General features: G+C 36.9%; 17 protein-coding genes. 13 read left to right on the top strand and 4 right to left on the bottom strand.

Annotated elements, in window-relative coordinates; translation table 11 throughout:
• Positions 1–13 precede the first annotated feature (13 nt).
• From ylqF to ACQV2O_RS05565, 8 genes are all read left to right on the top strand, one after another.
• The gene (gene ylqF / locus ACQV2O_RS05600; RefSeq protein WP_428873418.1) at positions 14–880 is read left to right on the top strand and encodes a ribosome biogenesis GTPase YlqF; all 867 of its coding nucleotides are present in this window, start codon (positions 14–16) and stop codon (positions 878–880) included.
• Positions 864–1,649 (top strand): ribonuclease HII, encoded by a 786-nt coding sequence (locus tag ACQV2O_RS05595; protein ID WP_428875205.1) that lies wholly within the window; start codon positions 864–866, stop codon positions 1,647–1,649. Before ylqF ends, ACQV2O_RS05595 begins: the two co-directional genes overlap by 17 nt.
• Before the next feature lie 138 nt (positions 1,650–1,787).
• On the top strand, positions 1,788–2,654 hold the full coding sequence (gene dprA / locus ACQV2O_RS05590; RefSeq protein WP_428875204.1) for a DNA-processing protein DprA: 867 nt from the start codon (positions 1,788–1,790) through the stop codon (positions 2,652–2,654).
• Positions 2,655–2,744: 90 nt separating this feature from the next.
• Positions 2,745–4,805, top strand: a complete 2,061-nt coding sequence (topA, locus tag ACQV2O_RS05585; RefSeq protein ID WP_428875203.1) for a type I DNA topoisomerase — start codon at positions 2,745–2,747, stop codon at positions 4,803–4,805.
• Positions 4,806–5,014: 209 nt separating this feature from the next.
• The gene (gene xerC / locus ACQV2O_RS05580) at positions 5,015–5,947 is read left to right on the top strand and encodes a tyrosine recombinase XerC (RefSeq protein ID WP_428873414.1); all 933 of its coding nucleotides are present in this window, start codon (positions 5,015–5,017) and stop codon (positions 5,945–5,947) included.
• Complete coding sequence (gene hslV / locus ACQV2O_RS05575; protein WP_428873413.1) at positions 5,948–6,478, top strand: ATP-dependent protease subunit HslV; 531 nt, start codon at positions 5,948–5,950, stop codon at positions 6,476–6,478.
• A 20-nt stretch (positions 6,479–6,498) separates the two neighbouring features.
• Positions 6,499–7,905 carry an ATP-dependent protease ATPase subunit HslU gene (gene hslU / locus ACQV2O_RS05570; protein WP_428873412.1) on the top strand — a complete coding sequence of 469 codons (1,407 nt, stop codon included), beginning with the start codon at positions 6,499–6,501 and terminating at the stop codon, positions 7,903–7,905.
• A gap of 17 nt (positions 7,906–7,922) precedes the next feature.
• Positions 7,923–8,816 (top strand): aldose 1-epimerase family protein, encoded by an 894-nt coding sequence (locus ACQV2O_RS05565; RefSeq protein ID WP_428873411.1) that lies wholly within the window; start codon positions 7,923–7,925, stop codon positions 8,814–8,816.
• 48 nt (positions 8,817–8,864) lie between these two features.
• Here the strand turns inward: ACQV2O_RS05565 and plsY are convergent, their stop codons facing one another.
• Positions 8,865–9,473, bottom strand: a complete 609-nt coding sequence (gene plsY, locus ACQV2O_RS05560; RefSeq protein WP_428873410.1) for a glycerol-3-phosphate 1-O-acyltransferase PlsY — start codon at positions 9,471–9,473, stop codon at positions 8,865–8,867.
• 267 nt (positions 9,474–9,740) lie between these two features.
• Between plsY and parE the strand changes: the two genes are divergently transcribed.
• From parE to pflA, 4 genes are all read left to right on the top strand, one after another.
• Complete coding sequence (parE, locus tag ACQV2O_RS05555; RefSeq protein WP_428875202.1) at positions 9,741–11,894, top strand: DNA topoisomerase IV subunit B; 2,154 nt, start codon at positions 9,741–9,743, stop codon at positions 11,892–11,894.
• Positions 11,894–14,368, top strand: coding sequence for a DNA topoisomerase IV subunit A (parC, locus tag ACQV2O_RS05550; protein ID WP_428875201.1), 2,475 nt, complete (start codon positions 11,894–11,896; stop codon positions 14,366–14,368). Before parE ends, parC begins: the two co-directional genes overlap by 1 nt.
• 285 nt (positions 14,369–14,653) lie before the next feature.
• A complete protein-coding gene (pflB, locus tag ACQV2O_RS05545; protein ID WP_428873407.1) occupies positions 14,654–16,909 on the top strand; it encodes a formate C-acetyltransferase in 2,256 nt (751 codons plus the stop codon).
• Positions 16,910–16,996: 87 nt separating this feature from the next.
• The gene (pflA, locus tag ACQV2O_RS05540) at positions 16,997–17,767 is read left to right on the top strand and encodes a pyruvate formate-lyase-activating protein (protein ID WP_428873406.1); all 771 of its coding nucleotides are present in this window, start codon (positions 16,997–16,999) and stop codon (positions 17,765–17,767) included.
• An 83-nt stretch (positions 17,768–17,850) separates the two neighbouring features.
• Here the strand turns inward: pflA and ACQV2O_RS05535 are convergent, their stop codons facing one another.
• Positions 17,851–18,186 (bottom strand): DUF819 family protein, encoded by a 336-nt coding sequence (locus ACQV2O_RS05535; protein WP_428875222.1) that lies wholly within the window; start codon positions 18,184–18,186, stop codon positions 17,851–17,853.
• A gap of 164 nt (positions 18,187–18,350) precedes the next feature.
• Positions 18,351–18,626 carry a hypothetical protein gene (locus ACQV2O_RS05530; protein ID WP_428875200.1) on the bottom strand — a complete coding sequence of 92 codons (276 nt, stop codon included), beginning with the start codon at positions 18,624–18,626 and terminating at the stop codon, positions 18,351–18,353.
• Between the two features lie 626 nt (positions 18,627–19,252).
• On the opposite strand from ACQV2O_RS05530, the gene ACQV2O_RS05525 reads away from it, so the two are divergent.
• Positions 19,253–20,182 (top strand): manganese-dependent inorganic pyrophosphatase, encoded by a 930-nt coding sequence (locus tag ACQV2O_RS05525; protein WP_428873403.1) that lies wholly within the window; start codon positions 19,253–19,255, stop codon positions 20,180–20,182.
• Between the two features lie 49 nt (positions 20,183–20,231).
• Here ACQV2O_RS05525 and ACQV2O_RS05520 read toward each other — a convergent pair whose 3' ends face one another.
• Positions 20,232–21,944, bottom strand: coding sequence for an Rqc2 family fibronectin-binding protein (locus tag ACQV2O_RS05520; protein WP_428875199.1), 1,713 nt, complete (start codon positions 21,942–21,944; stop codon positions 20,232–20,234).
• Positions 21,945–21,993 lie beyond the last annotated feature (49 nt).

Here is a 21,993-nt window from a genome sequence, read left to right as displayed (position 1 = left end):
AAGGAGGGATAAATTGAATCAGATTCAGTGGTTTCCAGGCCATATGGCAAAGGCTAAAAGGGAAGCAAAGGAAAAACTTAATTTAGTGGATTTAGTAATTGAATTGGCAGATGCTCGCATACCTGAATCCAGCCGTAATCCTGTGATTACAGAAATTATTAATCAGAAACCTTCAATTCTGGCTTTAAATAAAGCAGATTTAGCTGACCCCAATTTAACTAAACATTGGATTCAACACTATCAAGAACAAGGTCAAATTGCTTTAGCAATTGATGCTCAGCATCAATTGGGTTTGAATGAACTTAAGAAGGCCTGCAAAGACTTAATGGTAGATTTTTTTGCCAAACAAAAAGCTAAAGGGGTAAAACCTAGAGCGATTCGTCTGATGATTTTAGGCATCCCCAATGTCGGCAAGTCAACGCTCATTAACCGCTTTGTCGGAAAAAATCAAGCACAAACTGGCAATAAACCAGGGGTTACTAAAGCGCAGCGGTGGCTAAAAATTGGGAAAGAGTTTGAATTACTAGATACGCCTGGTATCTTATGGCCTAAGTTTGAAGATCCCTTGACGGGTTATCACTTAGCCTTAACTGGAGCCATTAAAGACCAATTAGTCGAAATGCAGGAGCTATCTTTAGTGTTGATCGGTCATTTAGAACAATTTTACCCTGGTTTATTAAAAGAATTTTATCATTTAGAAGACTATCATCAAGAGATGGCTGCGGCTGAAATTTTAACTAGTTTGACACAGACATTAAAACTGGATCAAGACTATACCCAAGCAGCTGAGCGATTAATATTTGATTTTCGTCAACATAAACTGGGTTCGATTACACTCGATCGTCCGATTGAGAGGGTTAACATTGAAACAAACCATTAAAGAAATCAAAGCGCAGCTAAAAACAATTGAAGACCTTGAAGATGTTTACCTCAATCAATTAAAAGAAGATCCTAGAAAAGGAGTTCAAGAGCTAGTAAGACGTCATAAAAGAGTGTTAATTGCTTATAACCAACGTTATCAAGCTTATCAAAAACGCCTAGACTTTGATCGCCAATTATTGGATGCTAACCAGTCTTTTGTGCTTGCAGGAGTTGATGAAGTGGGGAGAGGTCCGATAGCTGGTCCAGTAGTAGCAGCGGCAGTTATTTTACCTCAAGATACCAGTGATTGGGTGGACGTCAATGATTCGAAAACCTTAACGCATCAAAAGCGTTCAGACTTAGCTGAAATGATAAAACAACAAGCTAAAGCTTATGCCATCACAAGCATATCTCCTCAAGCGATTGATCGCATTAATATTTATGAGGCCAGTCGTATGGCCATGAAAGAAGCTGTTCTAAAGCTCAACAAAGCAGTGGATTTTGTTGTCGTAGACGCCATGAAATTAGATTTACAGATTCAACAAAAAGCAGTGGTGAAAGGTGATCAACGCTCACTTTCCATAGCTGCTGCTTCTATTATTGCCAAGGTCCATCGTGACCAGCTGATGGTGGATTATGCAAGATGGTATCCAGAATATGGTTTTGACCAGCACATGGGCTATCCAACTAAGAAACATCTGGTTGCGTTAGAACAATACGGCTACACGGCTATTCATAGACAATCCTTTAGTCCTGTTCAAAAAATTAATAAATTCTATGGTTCGTAAGTTGGCCAAAATTTTAAAGAGCAAGTATTGAAAAATATTTGCTCTTTTGTATGTCTTAAAGCTTTTAATGAGGATCGCAGAGCACTTATGGCCTAATTACTTTGTATCTTAAGGGTAAAAGCTTAAGGAGTGTAGGCCATGATAAAAAGAGAGTTAATCTATTTACAGATGAAAGGCGTTAAATACCGTCATTTGTGGCATTATTTTAAAGTTAGACAAAATCTCTCTCGTCAAGCAAGTGTTCATTCTTTACTTATTAATAACATGTGGTCATTTAAGGAAGAGGCACTCTTCAAGGATTGGGAAAGTTGTCAAGAGATTCTAACTAATTTAGAAAAGCAAGCGATTCTCTTTGGTGAAAAATCCTATCCCTATCGCTGGCTTCAGCTTCCCCAACCACCTATTTTGTTTTTTTATAGAGGAGATCTTAACCTTTTAAATCGACCTTTAGTTGCGATTGTTGGATCTAGAAAACTATCGGCTTATGGAAAAAAAAGCGCACAAAAAATTAGCAAGGCACTAACTAAAGCGAGCTTTGTGATTGTTTCAGGTTTGGCTAAAGGAGCGGATTTTATTTCGCATAAGGCTTGTATGAGTGAAAAAGAAGGGAGAACCATCGCTATTGTTGCCAATGGCTTTGAGCATTATTATCCCAAAGAACATCATCAGCTCCAAGAACAAATAGCAAGCAGTCATTTGTTATTAAGTGAGTACCTACCCCATCAAGCTATTCGAAAGTATCAATTTATTGCAAGAAATCGTTTGGTGGCTGGACTATGCCCCGTAGTGATTGTCATTCAAGCAGCCAAGAAATCGGGCTCATTAATTACTGCTAATTATGCCTTGGAATATAATAGTCAAATTTATGCTTTACCTGGACCCATCGATGACCCGCAATCTTATGGATGCAATCACTTAATACAAGCAGGGGCAAGACCGATTGTCGATTTGGACCAATTAATAGAAGAGATAGCTCTAGATTATCAACGGCAAAAGATAAAATAAAGAGTATTCATTGACATAATTGAAAGTTTAGCATAAGATTGTTACGATTTTGCATGTGAGCAAAGGAATAAGAAAGGGAGTGATTGTTACTTGGCCTATAAATATCTCGTCATAGTCGAATCACCAACCAAAGCCAAAACTATTGATAAATATTTAGGCAAAAATTATAAAGTCGTTGCTTCAAAAGGTCATCTCAGAGATCTACCGAAATCACGAATGGGCATTGACTTAGAAAATAATTTTGAACCGCATTATATTTCAATTAGGGGCAGAGGCGATACCATTAAGGAGCTTAGAAAATTAGCCAATAAGGCTGAAAAAGTCTATTTAGCAAGTGACCCGGACCGTGAAGGAGAAGCAATTGCTTGGCATCTTTCCTATCTATTAAAATTAGATCCGCAAGCGGCTAACCGTGTAGTATTTAATGAGATTACTAAAGAATCGGTTAAAGAAGCATTTAAGCAACCACGACAAATCGATCAAGACTTAGTGGATTCTCAACAAGCAAGAAGAATTTTAGACCGAATAGTGGGTTATTCTATCTCACCTTTATTATGGAAGAAGATTAAAGGTGGTTTATCAGCAGGGCGTGTTCAATCGACCACTTTAAAACTAATTATTGACCGTGAAAAGAAAATCCGCCAATTTAAACCAGAAGAATATTGGAAAATTCCAGCGAACTTTAAAAAAGGACGGTCGAAATTTGAAGCAGAATTCTATGGACTAGACGGTAAAAAAACTGAGCTCAAGAATAAAGAGCAAGTTGATCAAGTTATGAAACATCTTGACCTTAAAGGTGAATTTAATATTCAATCAATTACTGAAAAAGAACGTTTTCGTAAGCCCAATGCACCGTTTACTACCTCTACCTTGCAGCAAGATGCTGCCAATCGTTTGAATTTCCGTACCGGCAAAACCATGATGATTGCTCAGCAGCTTTATGAAGGCATATCTATTCGTCGTAACACCATCGGCTTGATTACTTATATGCGTACCGATTCGACTCGAATTTCACCAACAGCCAAAAAGATGGCAGGAGATTTTATTAAAGATACCTATGGTGAGCAGTATTTGGGAGCAGGACATAAGGTCAATAATAAAGCAGGGGCTCAGGATGCTCATGAAGCTATACGTCCCTCAAATGTCAGTTTAACACCCGAATCGATTAAAGATTCATTAACTAAGGACCAATTCCGTCTCTATGCTTTAATATGGGCACGGTTTGTGGCTTCACAAATGTCAAATGCCGTCTATGATACAATTAAAGCGGATATCATTCAAAATGATGTTCTCTTTCGTGCGAATGGTTCACGCATTAAATTTGAAGGCTTCTTGAAAGTTTATCCAAGTAAATCAGATAAAGATAACTATCTGCCAGCTTTGAAAGAAGGAGATGCAGTTACAGCTGAAAAGATTGATCCAAGTCAGCATTTTACTCAACCACCAGCACGCTATAATGAAGCCAGCCTAGTTAAAATGCTTGAAGAGTTGGGGATTGGGCGACCTTCCACTTACGCACCAACCTTAGAAACCTTGCGCAAACGCTACTATGTTAAAATGGAAGCTAAACGTTTTACGCCGACAGAACTAGGAGAAATTGTCAATGACATGATGGAAATTTACTTTCCAGATATTGTTGATTCTGAATTTACAGCTGGGATGGAAAATAAACTTGACCAAATCGAGGAAAATAAAGTAGAATGGCAGAAAGTTCTGAATGACTTTTATCAGATTTTCGCTAAAGATTTAGACAAGGCAGAAGAAGAGATGGAAAAAATTGAGATAAAAAATGAACCAGCTGGTTTTGACTGCCCAGAGTGTGGCAATCCAATGGTCATCAAAATTGGTCGCTATGGTAAGTTTTATGCCTGCTCCAATTTTCCAGAATGCCGTCATACTGAAGCCATCGTCAAAGAAATTGGTGTAAAATGTCCTACATGCAAAGAGGGCGAAATTATCGAAAGAAAATCGAAGAAGAACCGAATATTTTATGGGTGTTCAAGATATCCAGAATGTGAATTCGTTTCTTGGGACAAACCAATCGGTCGTAATTGTCCAAAATGTAATGAGTATCTTATCGAAAAGAAATCTCGTAAAGGCAAGCAAGTTCAATGTTCTTCTTGTGATTATACTGAAGCCATAGAAAGCTAAGCGAATTTTAAAAAAACTTCTTTAATTCAATCAATTTAGCTAAAACCGAATGCTTCACAGTTTTGTGAGTGTTCGGTTTTTTATCTATTTAGCAATATTAACTGAACTATAAAATTTACTTTTAGCCTGCATTTTGAATATGGCGCTTAATTGGCTATGAATTCAAAGAAAAGGTATAATAAAAAAAGAGGAAATTGAGGTGATAAATGATGCAGGATAAGATTATTAATTTTTTGAATTATTTATTGAACGAACGTCGTTATTCTCAACATACAGTCATTGCCTACCAAAGAGATCTGAACCAATTCTGGCTTTTTATTAAAAGTTCAGGAGAAGTTAGCTTAGAGCAAATTTCCTATCAAGATTTAAGGCTTTATTTAGCCTATCTAAACGAACGCTCGCTTAATCCCAAAACGATTGCCAGAAAATTATCCTCTTTACGTTCTTTTTTTAATTATTGTTTGCGTCGGCATTGGATTGACCAAGATCCAATGGAGTTAATTACTTATAAAGCAAAAGAGACTCATTTACCCTCTTTTTTCTATGAAAATGAAATTGAAAGTCTCATTAAAGTAGCTAAAACTAGTCTTTTAGATTATCCCAAGCGAAACCTCGCCATCCTTGAATTGATGTATGCAACGGGTATCCGCGTTTCAGAATGCTGTCAGATAAGACTAGACCAACTTGATTTTTCCTTGCAAATTCTACGTGTGTTCGGCAAGGGGAATAAGGAACGAATTGTCCCTTTTGGAGATCCAGCTATGCGAGCTTTAAAAGATTATATTGAAACGGAGCGTAAAGAGTTATTAAGTAAATGGTCCATGCAGAATCAAAGAAATAATGATATATTATTCTTATCGGAAAAAGGGAAAGCAATTAACCCTGATCAAGTGCGCCATATTTTGCAAAAAATAGTAGAAGAAAGTCAGCTTAATTTAAAGATTAATCCCCATAAATTGAGACATTCTTATGCGACCCATCTATTAAATCGTGGGGCAGATTTACGTTCCGTCCAAGAACTCCTAGGCCATGAGAATTTATCTTCTACACAAATATATACCCATATAACCGGCGATAAAATGCGATCAGAATACTTAAAAGCTCATCCGAGAGCTCGTAGAAAGAAGCAGGAGGAAGAATAAATGACAACAATATGTGCAGTTAAAAAAGATAATAAATTAGCAATGGCGGGAGATGGTCAAGTCACAATGGGAGAAACGGTCATTATGAAAGGTGGTGCCCGCAAGCTTCGTAGAATTTTTAACGATCAAGTGGTTATTGGATTTGCCGGAGGAGTTGCTGATGCTATTACCTTGTCAGAAATGTTTGAAACGAAGTTACAAGCCCATCAAGGCCAATTAACTCGAGCAGCTGTAGAAGTAGCCAAACAATGGCGGACAGATCGCTCTTTACAAAAGTTAGAAGCCCTTTTAATCGTTATGAATAAAGAAAGTCTCTTATTAGTATCCGGCACGGGAGAAGTTATCGAACCGGATGACGGTATTTTAACCATCGGTTCGGGGGGCAATTATGCCTTGGCAGCAGCTAGAGCCATGCTTAGAACAAGTGAGCAATTAAGTGCAAAAGAGATCGTTTCTCAAGCCCTAGAAATTGCTGCTGAAATTGATGTTTATACTAATAAACAAATCATGGTCGAAAGTTTTGAATCCTAGATTTAAAGGAGAATGTAAGAATGGAATTAAGTCCCAGACAATTAGTTGCAGAATTAGATAAATATATCATTGGTCAAGCAGAAGCCAAACGTTCAATAGCCGTTGCTATTCGAAATAGACAAAGACGGTTACGCCTTGAAGCTGAAATGCAAGATGAAGTAAAACCTAAAAATTTATTAATGATTGGTCCAACCGGAGTTGGAAAAACAGAAATTGCTAGACGTCTAGCCAAGATTATTAAGGCCCCTTTTTTAAAGGTGGAGGCCACTAAGTATACCGAAGTTGGTTATGTTGGTCGTGATGTAGAATCAATGGTCAGAGACTTGGTAGAGCAAGCAATTCGTATCGTTCGTGATGAAATGCGCCAAGAGGTTGAAGATGAAGCACGTGAAAAAGCAATTGATCGAATTGCTAAAGCACTAGTCCCTGGTAAGAAGAAAAAGAAGGAAGTAAAAAAAGATCCTAACAATGCCGGTGGCTTCGTCTTGCCAGATATGGAAGCTTTTATGCGCCAAATGCGTGGTGAAGTAGAAGCAGAAAAAGAAGAAGTGACGGAAGAAGTGGCTTCCAACCGTCGTCATATTCGCCAGCAAATTCGTGAGGGTGTGTTGGATAAACAAGAAGTGACTATTGAAATGGAAGAAAAGAAACTACAGTTAAACTCACTTAATCCTGCTATGGAGCAAATGATGGATATGCAAGAATCCCTCAACGCTTTAAGACCGAAGAAAATGATTCAGCGTACAGTGACTGTCAAAGAAGCGCTTAAGTTATTAACAGTAGACGAAGCAGACAAATTGGTAAACGAAGAGGATATTCATCAAAAAGGCTTAAAACTAGCTGAGAAAAACGGTATTATTTTTATTGATGAGTTAGATAAAATTGCCTCTTCAAGTAATCAATCGGGAGAAGTTTCAAGACAGGGTGTTCAGCGTGATATTTTACCAATCGTTGAAGGTAGTCAAATTCAAACCAAATACGGTATTATAAAGTCTGATCATATTCTCTTTGTGGGATCAGGTGCTTTCCATGTTGCTAAACCTTCTGATTTAATTCCAGAGTTACAAGGACGCTTTCCCATTCGAGTCAATCTTCAGGACTTAACCGCTGACGATTTTGTTAAAATTCTAACCGAACCTAAAAATGCCTTACTTATCCAATATCAGGCCCTTTTAGCTACTGAAGAGGTGACCGTTAACTTTAGCGATGAAGCAGTTCAGAAAATGGCCTACTATGCGGAAACCTTAAACCGCAATACAGATAATATTGGAGCAAGACGCCTACATACGATTATTGAGACAGTTTTAGAAGAATTATTATTTGAAGCAGCAGACACACCAATGGTAATTGAAATTACTGAAAAATACGTCGATGATAAATTAGCAGATAAGGTTGAGAATCAAGATCTTAGCCACTATATCTTATAAAGAAATGGGTGAAGCCTATGGTAACCATTCAAAATAGTTTTTTAAAAGTGGAGATAACTGAGAATGGGGCAGAAGTCCAGTCAATTACTGATCTAAAGACAGACTATGAATTTCTCTGGCAAGCAGACCCTTTCTATTGGTCTCGCAGTGCCCCCATCCTTTTTCCCATCGTTGGGCGCCTACAGGATGATCAGTATCTTTATGGTGGAAAATTCTACCAAATGAGTCGCCATGGGTTTGCTAGAGATTATACCTTTACTGTTCAAAGTCAAACCGAATCTTCTGCAAGTTTTTACTTAAAAAACAATAAAAACACGCTAGAATCCTATCCCTTTGAATTTTCGCTTCAGGTTAATTATGTTTTATATGATCATAAGTTAACAATTACTTTTGAAGTTTATAATCCTTCACTTGAAAAACCTTTATATTATTCAGTGGGTTATCATCCGGCCTTTAATCTCCCACATACAGTAGGAAGAAATTATCCGGAATTCAATCAAGTAAGTTACCAATTAAATCCAGAAGGGTATTATTATCTCTTACAAACTAATAATGATGGCCTAGTCAACTTAGAAAGAGCTAAGTATACAGAAGTGATTAATCAAAAGCTGCGTCACAAACAATTTAGAAATGATGCCTTAATCTATCAAGTGAGTGAAAAAGCTGAACTTATCTTAATGGATGCTATCAATGATGTTGAAATTAAATTTCGTTCTATTGGCTTTGACTATGTTGCTTTATGGTCTCCTTATCCTAAGCGAGCTCCTTTCTTAGCCGTAGAAGCATGGTCTGGCTTACCGGATATTGCCAATGAGCCTGAGCTATTTAAGCATAAACGGGGAATTCATAGTTTAGCCCCCCAATCCATCAGTACTCATGATTTGACGATGGAATTTTTCAAGGGTGAATAAAATTAAAAAGATAAAAATAGCTAAGGAAAATGCCTTAGCTATTTTAATTTATTTTTTTCTAGGATTTAAACCGAAGGTCACTCGACTTTCTTCTCCTTTAAGCAGTCTTTGAATATTCTCTCGATGACGATAGACCATCAAAACAGCCATAAAGGCAAAGCCCCAAGAATATACTAAAGGTTCTCGTAGAATAATCCAAATAGCGACCAGCAAAAAAGAGGTCATGGCAGCAATACTCACAATTGATGTCAATAAGAGAATGGTTATAAAGAGAGCGACCATGGCTAAAGCAATATAAAAGTTAAATGCCAATAGTACACCTACCGATGTCGCAACGATTTTTCCGCCACGGAATTGACTGAAAATTGGATAGGCATGTCCCAGAACAGCAGCAATAGCCGTTAGCATAATAGCTAAATCACTATCCGAGCCTAAGAGCTGTTGGGCCATTAAAACTGGAAGATAGCCCTTTAAAATATCCACAATAATAACCACAATGGCTGCAATCGGTCCAAAATTTCTGCCGATATTCGTACCACCAGAATTGCCTGAACCGAGGGTCCGAACATCGATATTGTGGATATATTTTGAATACCAGACACCTGAGGGAATCGATCCCGCCAAGTATCCGACAATAATCATTAAGATAGCTAACATTTATTAACCTCCTAGTTTACTATCTTCATTCTAACATGATTGAATAATTTTCACCAAGCGAATTTCTTAATTATAAAAATGCAATATTTTTGACTTTTAGGCATCAAAACAACTTTAAGTAAATCAAAAGTGTCAAAGCGGGATTTATTCTGCTATGATAATAGAGTTGGGAAATAGAGCCTTTATACTGAATAGATACTATCGTTAAAAGATTATTCAAAAAACGCATGACTATTTCTTATTAAATAACATTAAAAGGGTGAGAAAATGGCAAACAAAAATTCTAAAGTGAATTTAAGCAATTATAATGATGATGCCATTCAGATATTAGAAGGTCTAGAAGCCGTAAGAAAAAGACCGGGTATGTATATCGGATCGACTGATCAAAAGGGCCTTCACCATCTTATTTATGAAATTGTTGATAATTCTGTAGATGAAGCTCTATCAGGTTTTGCAAATCGAATTGTTGTGTCTTTAGAAGCAGATGGCTCGATTCGCATTACTGATAATGGCCGGGGCATGCCGATTGGTAGGCATGCTTCAGGGGTTCCTACGGTTCAAGTTATTTTCACTGTATTACATGCTGGTGGAAAGTTTGGCCAAGGTGGATATAAATCCGCTGGAGGGCTTCATGGAGTAGGAGCCTCGGTCGTAAATGCTTTATCTTCATGGTTGGAAGTGACGGTTATTCGAGAGGGATACCAATACCATATGCGGTTTGAAGAGGGCGGACGTCCTGCCAGCTCTTTAAAAAAGACTAAGCACAATAATCAATCAGACACTGGTACAAGTGTTCATTTTATGCCGGATGAAAAAATATTTGGATCTTCTGCCATTAACTATGAAACCATTTCCGAAAGGCTGAGAGAGTCAGCCTTCCTTTTAAAAGGAATTACCATTGAAATTCATGATCAAAGAAAAGACATTTCAGAGACTTTTCATTATGAAGATGGTTTACAAGATTTTATTCAATATCTTAATGAAGATAAAGAAGTCATGGGAAATGTGGTGGCTTTTTCAAGCCAATCAGAAGATTTTGAGATTGATTTTGCCATGCAGTATAATGATGGTTATTCAGAAACCATTCTTTCTTTTGCTAATAATGTTCGTACCAATGGTGGAGGCACGCATGAAACGGCCATGAAGACAGCTATTACCAAGGTATTTAATGACTACGGTCGTAAAATGAGTTTGATTAAAGAAAAGGATAAAAATTTAGAAGGGTCCGATATCCGGGAAGGACTGGCAGCCATTGTATCGGTTCGTATTCCTGAGCAATATCTACAATTTGAAGGACAGACGAAGGACAAATTAGGAAGTCCAAAGGCACGTACCATTGTTGAATCTTTTGTAACAGAGCACTTAGGTTATTATTTAGCAGAAAACGGTAATTGGGCGCAAACTATTTTAAGAAAAGCTTTAAAGGCTAGACAAACACGAGAAGCTGCTCGCAAAGCGCGTGAGGCTTCACGTTCTTCTAACTCTAATAAACAACAAGAACGCTTAATTTCAGGTAAGCTTACTAAGGCCCAGTCAAAAGATGCTTCAAAGAATGAACTTTATATCGTGGAGGGAGATTCGGCCGGTGGCTCAGCTAAATTAGGGCGTGATCGTAAATTTCAAGCCATATTGCCTTTAAGAGGTAAGGTCATCAACACTGAAAAAGCATCTTTAAGCGATATTATGAAAAATGAAGAAATTAATACCCTCATCTACACAATTGGTGCAGGGGTAGGGGCTGATTTTGATATTAAAGCTGTTAACTATGATAAAGTGGTCATTATGACGGATGCGGATACGGATGGTGCTCACATTCAAGTACTGCTTTTAACTTTCTTCTACCGCTATATGAAGCCATTGATTGAAGCAGGCAAGGTCTATTTGGCCATGCCGCCTCTATATAAGGTATCAAAGGGAAAAGGTAAGAATGAAAGAATCGAATACGCTTGGACAGATGAAGAACTACAAGCAAAAATTAAAGCAGTGGGACCAGGCTACATCTTACAACGTTATAAGGGGCTCGGAGAGATGAATGCGGATCAATTATGGCATACGACTATGAATCCTTCCTCACGCTTATTGATAAGAGTAACTCTTGACGATGATTCGTTATCCGAAAAGCGTTTATCGACTTTAATGGGTAGTAAAGTAGATCCTCGCCGTAAATGGATTGAAAAAAATGTTCAATTTACCATGGATGAAGAAGATTCTCTATTAAAAGAAAACACCCAAACCAACCACTCTCTAGCACAAGAAGACAAGGAAGCCTTGTTAGTGGCTAAAAACCCAGCTTCAAAAGCATCTGCGAAAACACAAAATACGCTATCAAAAAAAGAGCCGTCTACTGACCTTAATGAAAATCCAAGTAAGGATTTAGTGGATGAAAATGGACAAATTGATTTATTTGGAGGTGATTTATAATGACTGAACTAGAAAATAAAGGAGTCCAAGAATTAAATTTTTCATCGGTTATCGGTGATCGATTTGGTCGCTATTCCAAGTATATTATTCAAGATAGAGCGTTACCCGATATTCGCGATGGTTTAAAACCCGTTCAAAGACGTATTTTATATGCTATGTTTGCCGAAGGAAATACTGCTGAAAAAGCTTATCGCAAATCAGCCAAAACAGTGGGGAATGTGATCGGTAATTATCATCCACATGGAGATTCATCGGTTTATGAGGCCATGGTTCGTATGTCTCAAAGTTGGAAAAACCGCCAACCTTTGATCGACATGCACGGTAATAATGGTTCCATGGATGGCGACCCAGCTGCGGCAATGCGTTATACAGAAGCTAGGCTTTCAAGTATCGCCATGGAACTCTTAAGAGATATCCATTCTCAAACAGTCGATTGGATTCTGAACTTTGATGATACCATTGAAGAACCTCGTGTTTTACCCGCTCGCTTTCCTAATCTACTAGTGAATGGCGCAACCGGTATTTCAGCAGGTTATGCAACCGATATTCCTCCACACAACTTAGGGGAAGTCATTGACGCTTTAATTTATATGATTAAGCATCCCGATAAAATCAGTGTCGACCAGTTAATGAAGTATTTACCAGGACCAGATTTTCCAACGGGTGGTATTATCCAAGGTAAAGCGGGCATTAAAGAAGCCTATCAAACGGGTCAAGGCAAAGTTGTTATTCGATCTAAATTAGAAGTTGAAAAATTAAAGGGTGGTAAGTCTCAAATTGTTGTGAGTGAAGTACCCTATGACGTTAATAAAGGCAAACTTATTCAAAAATTAGATGAAATACGTCTTTCTAAAAAGCTAGAAGGGATTGCTGATGTTCGCGATGATTCAGATATTAATGGTGTTTCATTAGTCATTGAACTAAAAAGAGATGTAGAGGTCGAACCAATTCTTGCTTACCTCTATAAAAACACCGATTTACAAGTAAATTATCACTTCAATATGATAGCCATTCACGATCGTCGACCAGTCCTTTGTTCCTTAGAAAAAATGTTACAAGCTTACCTTGACCATCAAAAAGACATTATTCGTCGAAGAACTCAATTTCTTCTTAAGAAAGATCAAGACCGTCTTCATATTGTTGATGGCTTAATCCGAGTTATTTCTATTTTAGATGAAGTAATTACCACTATTCGCCAATCTGAAAACAAGGCCAATGCTAAAGATAATTTACACCAACAATATAATTTTTCAATGGCACAGGCTGAAGCAATTGTTTCCTTACAGTTATACCGTTTAACTAATACGGATATTGTTGGCCTACAAAAAGAAAAATTTGAACTTAACGAAAGAATCCATATGTACGAGAATATCCTTTCTAATGCCAGTACTTTAGACAAGGTTTTGGTTAAGGAATTAAAGGAAATTAAGAAAAAGTTTAATAGTTTGAGAATGAGTCAATTAGAAGAGGAAGTGGAAGAAATTACCTTGGAAAAGACTCTTTTAATCCCACAAGAGCAAGTCTATGTGTCTGTGACTAAGGAAGGATACTTGAAACGTACTTCGGTTAGGTCATTTACGGCTTCCGATTCCACTGATTTAGGATCTAGAGATTTAGACTATCCATTATTTGTTCAAGAACTCTCGACTCATGATGCGATTGTGATTATCACATCTAAAGGTAATTATATTCATTTACCTGTTCACGAATTACCAGACATTCGTTGGAAAGATCTGGGTTTACATTGGTCTCAGCAATATCAATTAGATAAAGAGGAGTCCATCATTGCGGTGTTTGCGCAAAAAGCTTCGGATAATCCGAGTGAAGACCGAATTGTCATGATGACACAAGCAGGTCGCATTAAACAAACCCTCTTATCAGAATTCTCAACTTATCGATCCTATAAAACTCGGACAATGACTGCAATTAAATTGCAAGATGACCACGATCAATTAGTAGCAGCTCGATTAGCTAAAGCAGACAAGAATTATCAAATCGCCAGTATGACCCACCGCTCCTACGGTTTACGGTTTGATTTAGAACAAGTTTCAATTCAAGGACTAAAAGCACAAGGGGTCGTAGGTATGAAACTGAAAAAGGATGATTATCTTGTATCGATGCTCTTAATCGATCAAGCAGCTTCAAGACCACAAGTCTTCTTATTAACCAATCGAGGAAATCTTAAACGAATGGATAGTGAAGAACTGGCTAGTGCTAATCGCGCCAGTGTTGGAACGCTCATTCTAAAAGAAATAAAATCAAATCCCCATCGGATTTTAAAAGCTTTAGCCTTACAAAAAGGGAATATACCGATTATTATTCAAGGGGATACCGGTAAATCATTAGAGATGATGGCTTTTGATATCAATATTAGTAAACGCCAGAATAATGGCAGTCAGATTGTTGAGCTTGATCAACTAGGTAAGGTGATAGACATCCATCCTGCACGCTTGAAAATGTTAGATGAAGAATAAGATAAAAAACAAGTATCTGAACCAGATGCTTGTTTTTTATTTACAAAATCAACAACTAAAACTCTGTGTACTAAAAGAAAAAAACAGAAAGCAAACAACTGTTATAATCTTATTGCTACAATGAGCACAGAATACACTCTATTATTTTGTTTTTTCTAACAAAACACTGATATGTAAAGCTTAACGCTAATTATATAATTCACAATAACTGTTTACATTGAACTTTTCTTGTGTTATATTATGGGTGTAGAAATTGTCGGATCATTTTAAAAAAGGAGAATTAAAATGGAAATTGCAAATAAAACCGAATTAAATAAAGCATGGGATGGCTTTCAAGGAAGCAAATGGCAAAAAGAAATCGATGTTCGTGATTTTATTCAAGAAAACTATGCCTTATATGAAGGGGATGAAAGTTTCCTAGCAGATGCTACACAAAATACAAAAGATCTTTGGGACCAAGTGATGGACCTTAATAAAAAAGAACGGGAAGCAGGTGGCGTTCTTGATATGGATACTAAAGTAGTTTCTTCTATCACTTCTCATCAAGCAGGTTATTTAGATAAAGACAAAGAAGCAGTCGTTGGTTTCCAAACAGATGCTCCTTTTAAACGTAGCTTACAACCTTACGGTGGAATTCGTATGTCTAAGAATTCCTTAGAAGCTTATGGCTATGAGTTAGATCCAGAAACAGAACATATCTTTACACAATACCGTAAAACTCATAATCAAGGTGTTTTTGATGTCTATACCCCAGAAATGCGCGCTGCTCGCCGCTCTGGTGTTATTACCGGTCTTCCTGATGCATATGGCCGTGGTCGTATTATTGGTGACTACCGTCGTGTAGCCTTATACGGGGTAGAGCGTTTGATGGAAGAAAAGCAAAAAGATTTTGCTAACATCGGAAATGGTACAATGGATAACGATGTGATTCAATTACGTGAAGAAGTTACTGAACAATACCGTGCTTTACAAGAATTAAAAGAATTAGGCGAAATTTATGGCTTTGATATTTCACGTCCAGCTGAGAATGCAAAAGAAGCTTTCCAATGGTTATACTTAGGCTATTTAGCTGCCGTTAAGCAACAAAATGGAGCGGCTATGTCATTAGGACGTACTTCTACTTTCTTAGATATTTATATCGAACGTGACCTAGCTAAGGGCACATTGACTGAAGTCGAAGCACAAGAGTTAGTTGATCATTTCGTGATGAAATTACGTTTGGTTAAATTTGCACGTACACCAGAATACAATGAATTATTCTCTGGTGACCCAACTTGGGTAACAGAATCAATCGCTGGTATAGGTTTAGATGGACGCCCACTTGTTACTAAGAACTCTTTCCGTTTCTTACATACCTTAACAAACTTAGGTCCGGCTCCGGAACCAAACCTAACAATTCTTTGGTCACCATCATTACCTCAAGCCTTTAAAGAATATGCAGCTAAAATGTCGATTATATCTTCTGCTATTCAGTATGAAAACGATGAGATCATGCGTCCAGAATATGGTGATGATTATGCGATCGCGTGTTGTGTGTCTGCTATGCGTGTAGGTAAACAAATGCAATTCTTTGGAGCGCGTGCTAACCTTGCTAAGACATTACTTTATGCCATTAATGGTGGGGTAGATGAAAAATCTAAAGCGCAAGTTGGCCCTCAATATGCGCCAATTACATCTGAATATTTAGATTACGATGAAGTTTTGGCTAAATATGATGATATGATGGAATGGATTGTTGAGTTATATGTAAATACTTTAAATATCATCCACTATATGCATGATAAGTATTCTTACGAATCATTAGAAATGGCTTTACACGATACAAAAGTTCTTCGTACAATGGCAACTGGTATTGCAGGCTTCTCAGTTGCAGTAGATTCTCTATCTGCAATTAAGTATGCTAAAGTTAAAACAATTCGTGATGAAAATGGTTTAGTGATTGACTACGAAATTGATGGAGATTTTCCTAAATATGGAAATAATGATGATCGTGCGGATCAAATTGCTGTAGAATTATTGAAGAACTTTATGACAAAAGTTCGTAAACATAAAACTTACCGTGATTCATTACAAACAACTTCAATTTTAACTATTACTTCAAACGTTGTTTATGGAAAGAAAACTGGTAATACACCGGACGGACGTCGTGCAGGAGAACCATTTGCACCAGGGGCTAACCCAATGCATGGTCGCGATACCCATGGTGCTTTAGCTTCTTTACTTTCTGTGGCTAAAGTACCTTATGAGTACGCTTTAGATGGTATTTCCAATACCTTCTCAATTATTCCTAAAGCGCTTGGTAAAGAAGAAGCCACTCAAAAAGCTAATCTAGCTAATATGTTAGATGGTTACTCGACAAGTGGTGGACATCACTTAAATGTCAACGTCTTTAACCGTGACACCTTATTAGATGCGATGGAACATCCTGAAGAGTATCCACAATTAACAATCCGTGTATCAGGTTATGCTGTAAACTTTATCAAGCTAACACGCGAACAACAATTAGACGTTATTAACCGTACAATGCACGCTTCAATGTAAACTTTAAACAATTAATTAAAAACTTCAGAAAAAGGGACTGAATTTTATTTCAGTTCCTTTTTCTAAAAGTTAGATGGAGGAATTGAAATGTCAGAAGTAGCACAAGCAATTAAAGGCTATGTTCACTCCACAGAAAGTTTTGGTTCAGTTGATGGACCGGGTATTCGCTTTATATCTTTTATGCAAGGTTGTCGAATGCGATGTGAATTTTGCCATAACCCAGATACTTGGAAGATGACGGGTGGCAAGGAATACAGCCCACAAGACTTATTTAATGAAGCCATTCAGTATCGTGCTTTCTGGGGAAATGAAGGGGGAGTCACTGTATCAGGTGGGGAACCCTTATTACAGATGGATTTTTTAATCGAATATTTCAAAATATGTAAGGCCAATGGAGTACATACAACCATAGATACTTGTGGCCAGCCTTTCACTTATGAAGAGCCTTTTTTTAGTAAATTTCAAGAACTGATGATGTATACGGATCTGCTTTTGTTTGATATAAAACATATCGATCGTCAAGGCCATATTAAACTAACCGGCCATCCAAATGATAATATTCTTGAAATGTCACGCTATTTATCAGATATTAATAAAGCCGTCTGGATCCGTCATGTATTGGTTCCAACAAGAACGGATTTTGATGAATATTTATACCGTTTATCCGATTATGTAGCCAGTTTAAATAACGTCTTAAAGTTTGAAGTTTTACCTTACCATATGATGGGTGTTTATAAATACACTGCATTAGGCTATCGATACAAATTAGAAGGTGTAGAACCTCCAACTAAAGAAAGAGTCGAAAATGCCAACCGTATACTGCGCTGTGCAGAATATACCGGCTACCTAAAATCATAATAAAAAAATCTGTAACCATTCAAATTTAATGGGTGGCTACAGAATTTTTTTTAGCAATTTTTTCTAATTAGTAATTAGATCAATTAACCGCCAACTAAGAATTTTGTAAAATAAGCGACAGCAATACCTACATAGTTACCTACAGCTCCTGCTAAAACTCCTAAAATTAAACCACTATCAATAAGAGACTTCCAATTAGCTGCTGCTGCTGTTAGAGAAGCTGTTGGACCACCGACGATACAACCAACAATTGAAAGAATCATGTATCCATATTCTATCTTAAATAGACGACAGATCAGCAAGTGTAAAGTCAAACCTCCAACTAACATTCGAAAAACATAAAGTGTCATGGTTAAGGTAGAACCTACAAATTGCTGCCAGTCAACTGCAAAACTAATAGTTGAAAAAACATTAAGGATAAGAAGAGTCCTAAATCTAAATTAGCACATAGTTTATTATTGAGCTAGACCGATAAAACGGTCGTTAACAAGATTAAACGAACAGCCTTCCAAATAGTCTCCGGCATGTAAGCTTTTGAAAATGCTGTAGTCAAAATATTTATACCAAAACCAATGGTTAATAGCTAAGTAGTTTCTCTAATGGACCACTCTTTATCTGACATCAATGCTTTCGTGTCACTAGTTGAAGGTTCTTCTTCACTTAAATGATAAGGCCAAAACTTTTCCCAAGCTTTTGAAGCTTTAAGCATAGCTGGCGCGGCGAGCATAAAGTTTGTTAAAGGGGTAGCAATAACGTAATCTGACGCGTTAGCAGCCGCAATGGTTTGATGACTAGCATCTAAAACTGTTGCAATAGTCGTTAAGTTAGGAGTACCACCAGTGTAGGTCGCAACAAACATCCCAGCGATCTTTTATCCTTCATCCATATAAGGGGAAAAATGAAGGCTAAGATAGTTGCAATCACCATAAGTGATAAAATACCTGAACTTAAAGCAATCACCGGATTTTTACTTTTTCAACTCAACTAAATCCATACTTAGCATGCAAATAATAATACGGACGGGAACTAGAAGTGAACTTATAGCACTATACACTTTATGACTGATAGGCACGACTCCTGTATTAGAAAAAATAATTCCAATTACAACAACAGTCAGGACCGGTCCTAACGATTTAAAAACTTTGTATCTTTGCAAGAATAACGCAACTGCGATCATGGATAAAACAATGAAAATAAGACCATTAGTTCTAGTTAAAACGCATCCACACAATCATGCCTTTATTATTTCTTTTATAATTCTACCATAAGTAGAAAAACATAATATTAAATTGTATTATCAATATAGCTAATCTATATTAAAGCAAAAGCCTATAATCTAACTAAATAATTATGTAAAAATTTTTGAAAATATTTATTATTTTTATCTTTTTAAAAACTTAATTTAATTATCCTATGTCAATAAGGATTCAAAAATTTATTAAAAAGTGATAAACTTAGACTGTAATTTAATTTAGGAGGATAAATATGACAAAATACTTAGTTTTTGGGCATAAAAAGCCAGATACAGATACTATTGCTTCAGCCATCGCTTTTGCCTATTTCTTAAAGCAAGAAGGACACCAAGCAGAAGCAGTCGCACTGGGTGAAATATCAAGTGAGCCAGCTTTTGCTTTAGAAAAATTTGGTATCCAACCACCAAGAATTATTAATACAGCTGCTAATGAAGTGAGCCAAGTTGCTCTAGTGGACCACAATGAGCCACAACAATCAATAGACGATATTGATCAAGTTCAAATTGATTATGTCATTGACCACCACCGCATTTCAGGCTTTAATACAGCTCAGCCTCTTTATTACCGTGCGGAGCCCTTAGGGTCAACCGCCAGTATTCTTTATAAGATGTTTCAAGAATATGGCTATGAAATTCCAGCAGATATTGCCGGCATGATGTTATCTGCTATTATTTCAGATACCTTGTTATTCAAATCTCCAACAACAACCGAAAAAGACAAGGAAATCGCTGAAAAATTGGCTGAAATAGCCCAAGTTGATATTCAATCATATGGTTTAGAATTTTTAAAGGCTGGAGCTGATCTTAGTAAGCAATCGGATGAGGAAATTGTTGATGGGGATGCTAAAAACTTTGTCATGAACGATCAAAATATTCGTATTGGTCAGACAAACATTATCGGCTTTGACGAGATTTTAAGTCGTAAAGAAAATCTTTTAAAAGTAATGGAAGATAAGCGAAAAGAAATGAATCTTAAACTCTATGTGCTAGTGATTACGGATGTCTTAGAATCCGATTCTATTGGTTTGGTGGTAGGGGCGGATATTAGTGTTGTAGAGGCAGCTTTCAATACTAAAGTTGAAGATCATCAATTTGATTTACCAGGAGTAGTTTCACGTAAGAAACAAGTGGTTCCTCCATTAACAGCAGCATTTAACAAATAAAATGAATTCCAGCCCTCAACTTTATATTAAAGTTGGGGGCTGGAATTCATTATTCTTTTAATGAAAGACGTTTAATAACAGATGCCTGAGGTGTCACATAAAGTGTTTTTTGGCCTTCATAAATAACGAAGCCAGGTTTAGAACCGTTAGGTTTCTTTAAATGTTTAACTTGGACGTAATCAACAGGCACATTAGCAGATTGTGAAAATTTAGAATAATAGGCCGCTAATTGAGCAGCTTCTACAAAGCTTTCTTCACTAGGTTTATCACTTTCGATAATAACGTGGGCACCAGGGATATCCTTTGCATGAAGCCACCAATGGTTTTTAGATGCTTTTTTGAGGGATAAGTCGTCATTTTGTTGATTGTTTCTACCGACATAAATCATGACACCATCACTAGATTTAAAGCGACGGGGTTTAGATTGGTTTTTTGCTCGCTTTTTACTTGAAGAAGGCTTCTGTCCCACATAGCCTTCATTAATTAATTCTTGTTTAATCGATTCAACATCTTCAAGATCAGCTTGCTTAAGTTGGACTAAAATACCTTCTAAATAATCAATCTCAGCGCGGGTTAAGCTTTCTTCACGATTAATATATTTGAGAGCATCCCGATATTTTTGATACTTTTTAAAGTAAACTTGAGCATTTTCAACGGCATTTAATCGAGGATTTAATTGGATATCCATTGGCTCGTCATTATTATAAAAATTAGCCAAGGTCACCTGGTATTCCTTATCATTAATTTGATAGGCAAAGGCATTTAAAAGTTCACCTTTAATGCGATAGTCATCAGCACTTGCTGCAACATGTCGGTCAATTGAAAGTTTTTTCAATTTTTTTTGATTTTTATCAATCACTTGCTTTAATTTATGAATAATATTACCCGATAATTGCTTGACCCTATCTAAATGAACCTTTTGGTGAGAATATGCATAAATTAATTCGGAAAGAGAATCGAAGGCCACTTCTGTTCCTGGTAAATTTGCCAATTTAAAAGCATAGAAATAAACATTTTTTTCCGTTTGATAAAGAGTAGGAGAGGGGAATTCAATGGCTGATTTAACTCTTTCTAAACTGGCCAAACTAGATAGATTCCCACCTTCATCAGACATCCAAAAAGCAATCTCTTGTGCAAGAAGTTTTCCCATTCCTTGTACGCATTGGAAGGCTCTCCCTTCTCTTAGAATCGCTTCATTCTGATGACTAAATTCAAACAATTGAGAATCATTCAATTCAAATAAGTTTACTTGTTGTCTGTTGCGGGGAGGTCGCTTGAATTCTGCTCCTGGAGTGAGTGAACGATAAGCGTTTTGACTATCTGGAACATGCTTAATACAATCAATAATGGTTTGTTTATTCTGGTCGACTAGAAGGATATTTGAGTGTCGCCCCATCAATTCAAAGGTTAGCAGGTATTCTTGGTCAACACCTATTTCATCACGACCGGTAAAATAGAAATCAATAATCCGATCGTTCTCATATTGCTTGATATCAATAATGAAGGCAGATTCCAAGTATTTTCTTAATAACATGCAAAACATAGGGGCCTGTTGTGGATTGGCTGATTTCTCTTGAGTTAAGTATAAAGAAAAATAATTCGGGTGAACCGAGGCGGCTAGGCGATGATTGGTTCGGTTAGCACGTATAACTATTTGTAATTCTTGTTCAAAGGGTTGGTAAATTTTATGTACACGTCCTGCTTTTAATTGTGATCGTAACTCTTCTACTAAAGCTCGTGTAAAAAATCCGTCAAATGTCATCGTCTCACTCCTCAAAAATGTCTGTTATTTATTATAAAACAAATAGGCC

The sequence above is a fragment of the Facklamia sp. P13055 genome (assembly GCF_050409445.1).
GTDB lineage: Bacteria > Bacillota > Bacilli > Lactobacillales > Aerococcaceae > Facklamia.
This window is presented reverse-complemented; position numbering and strand designations above follow the sequence as displayed.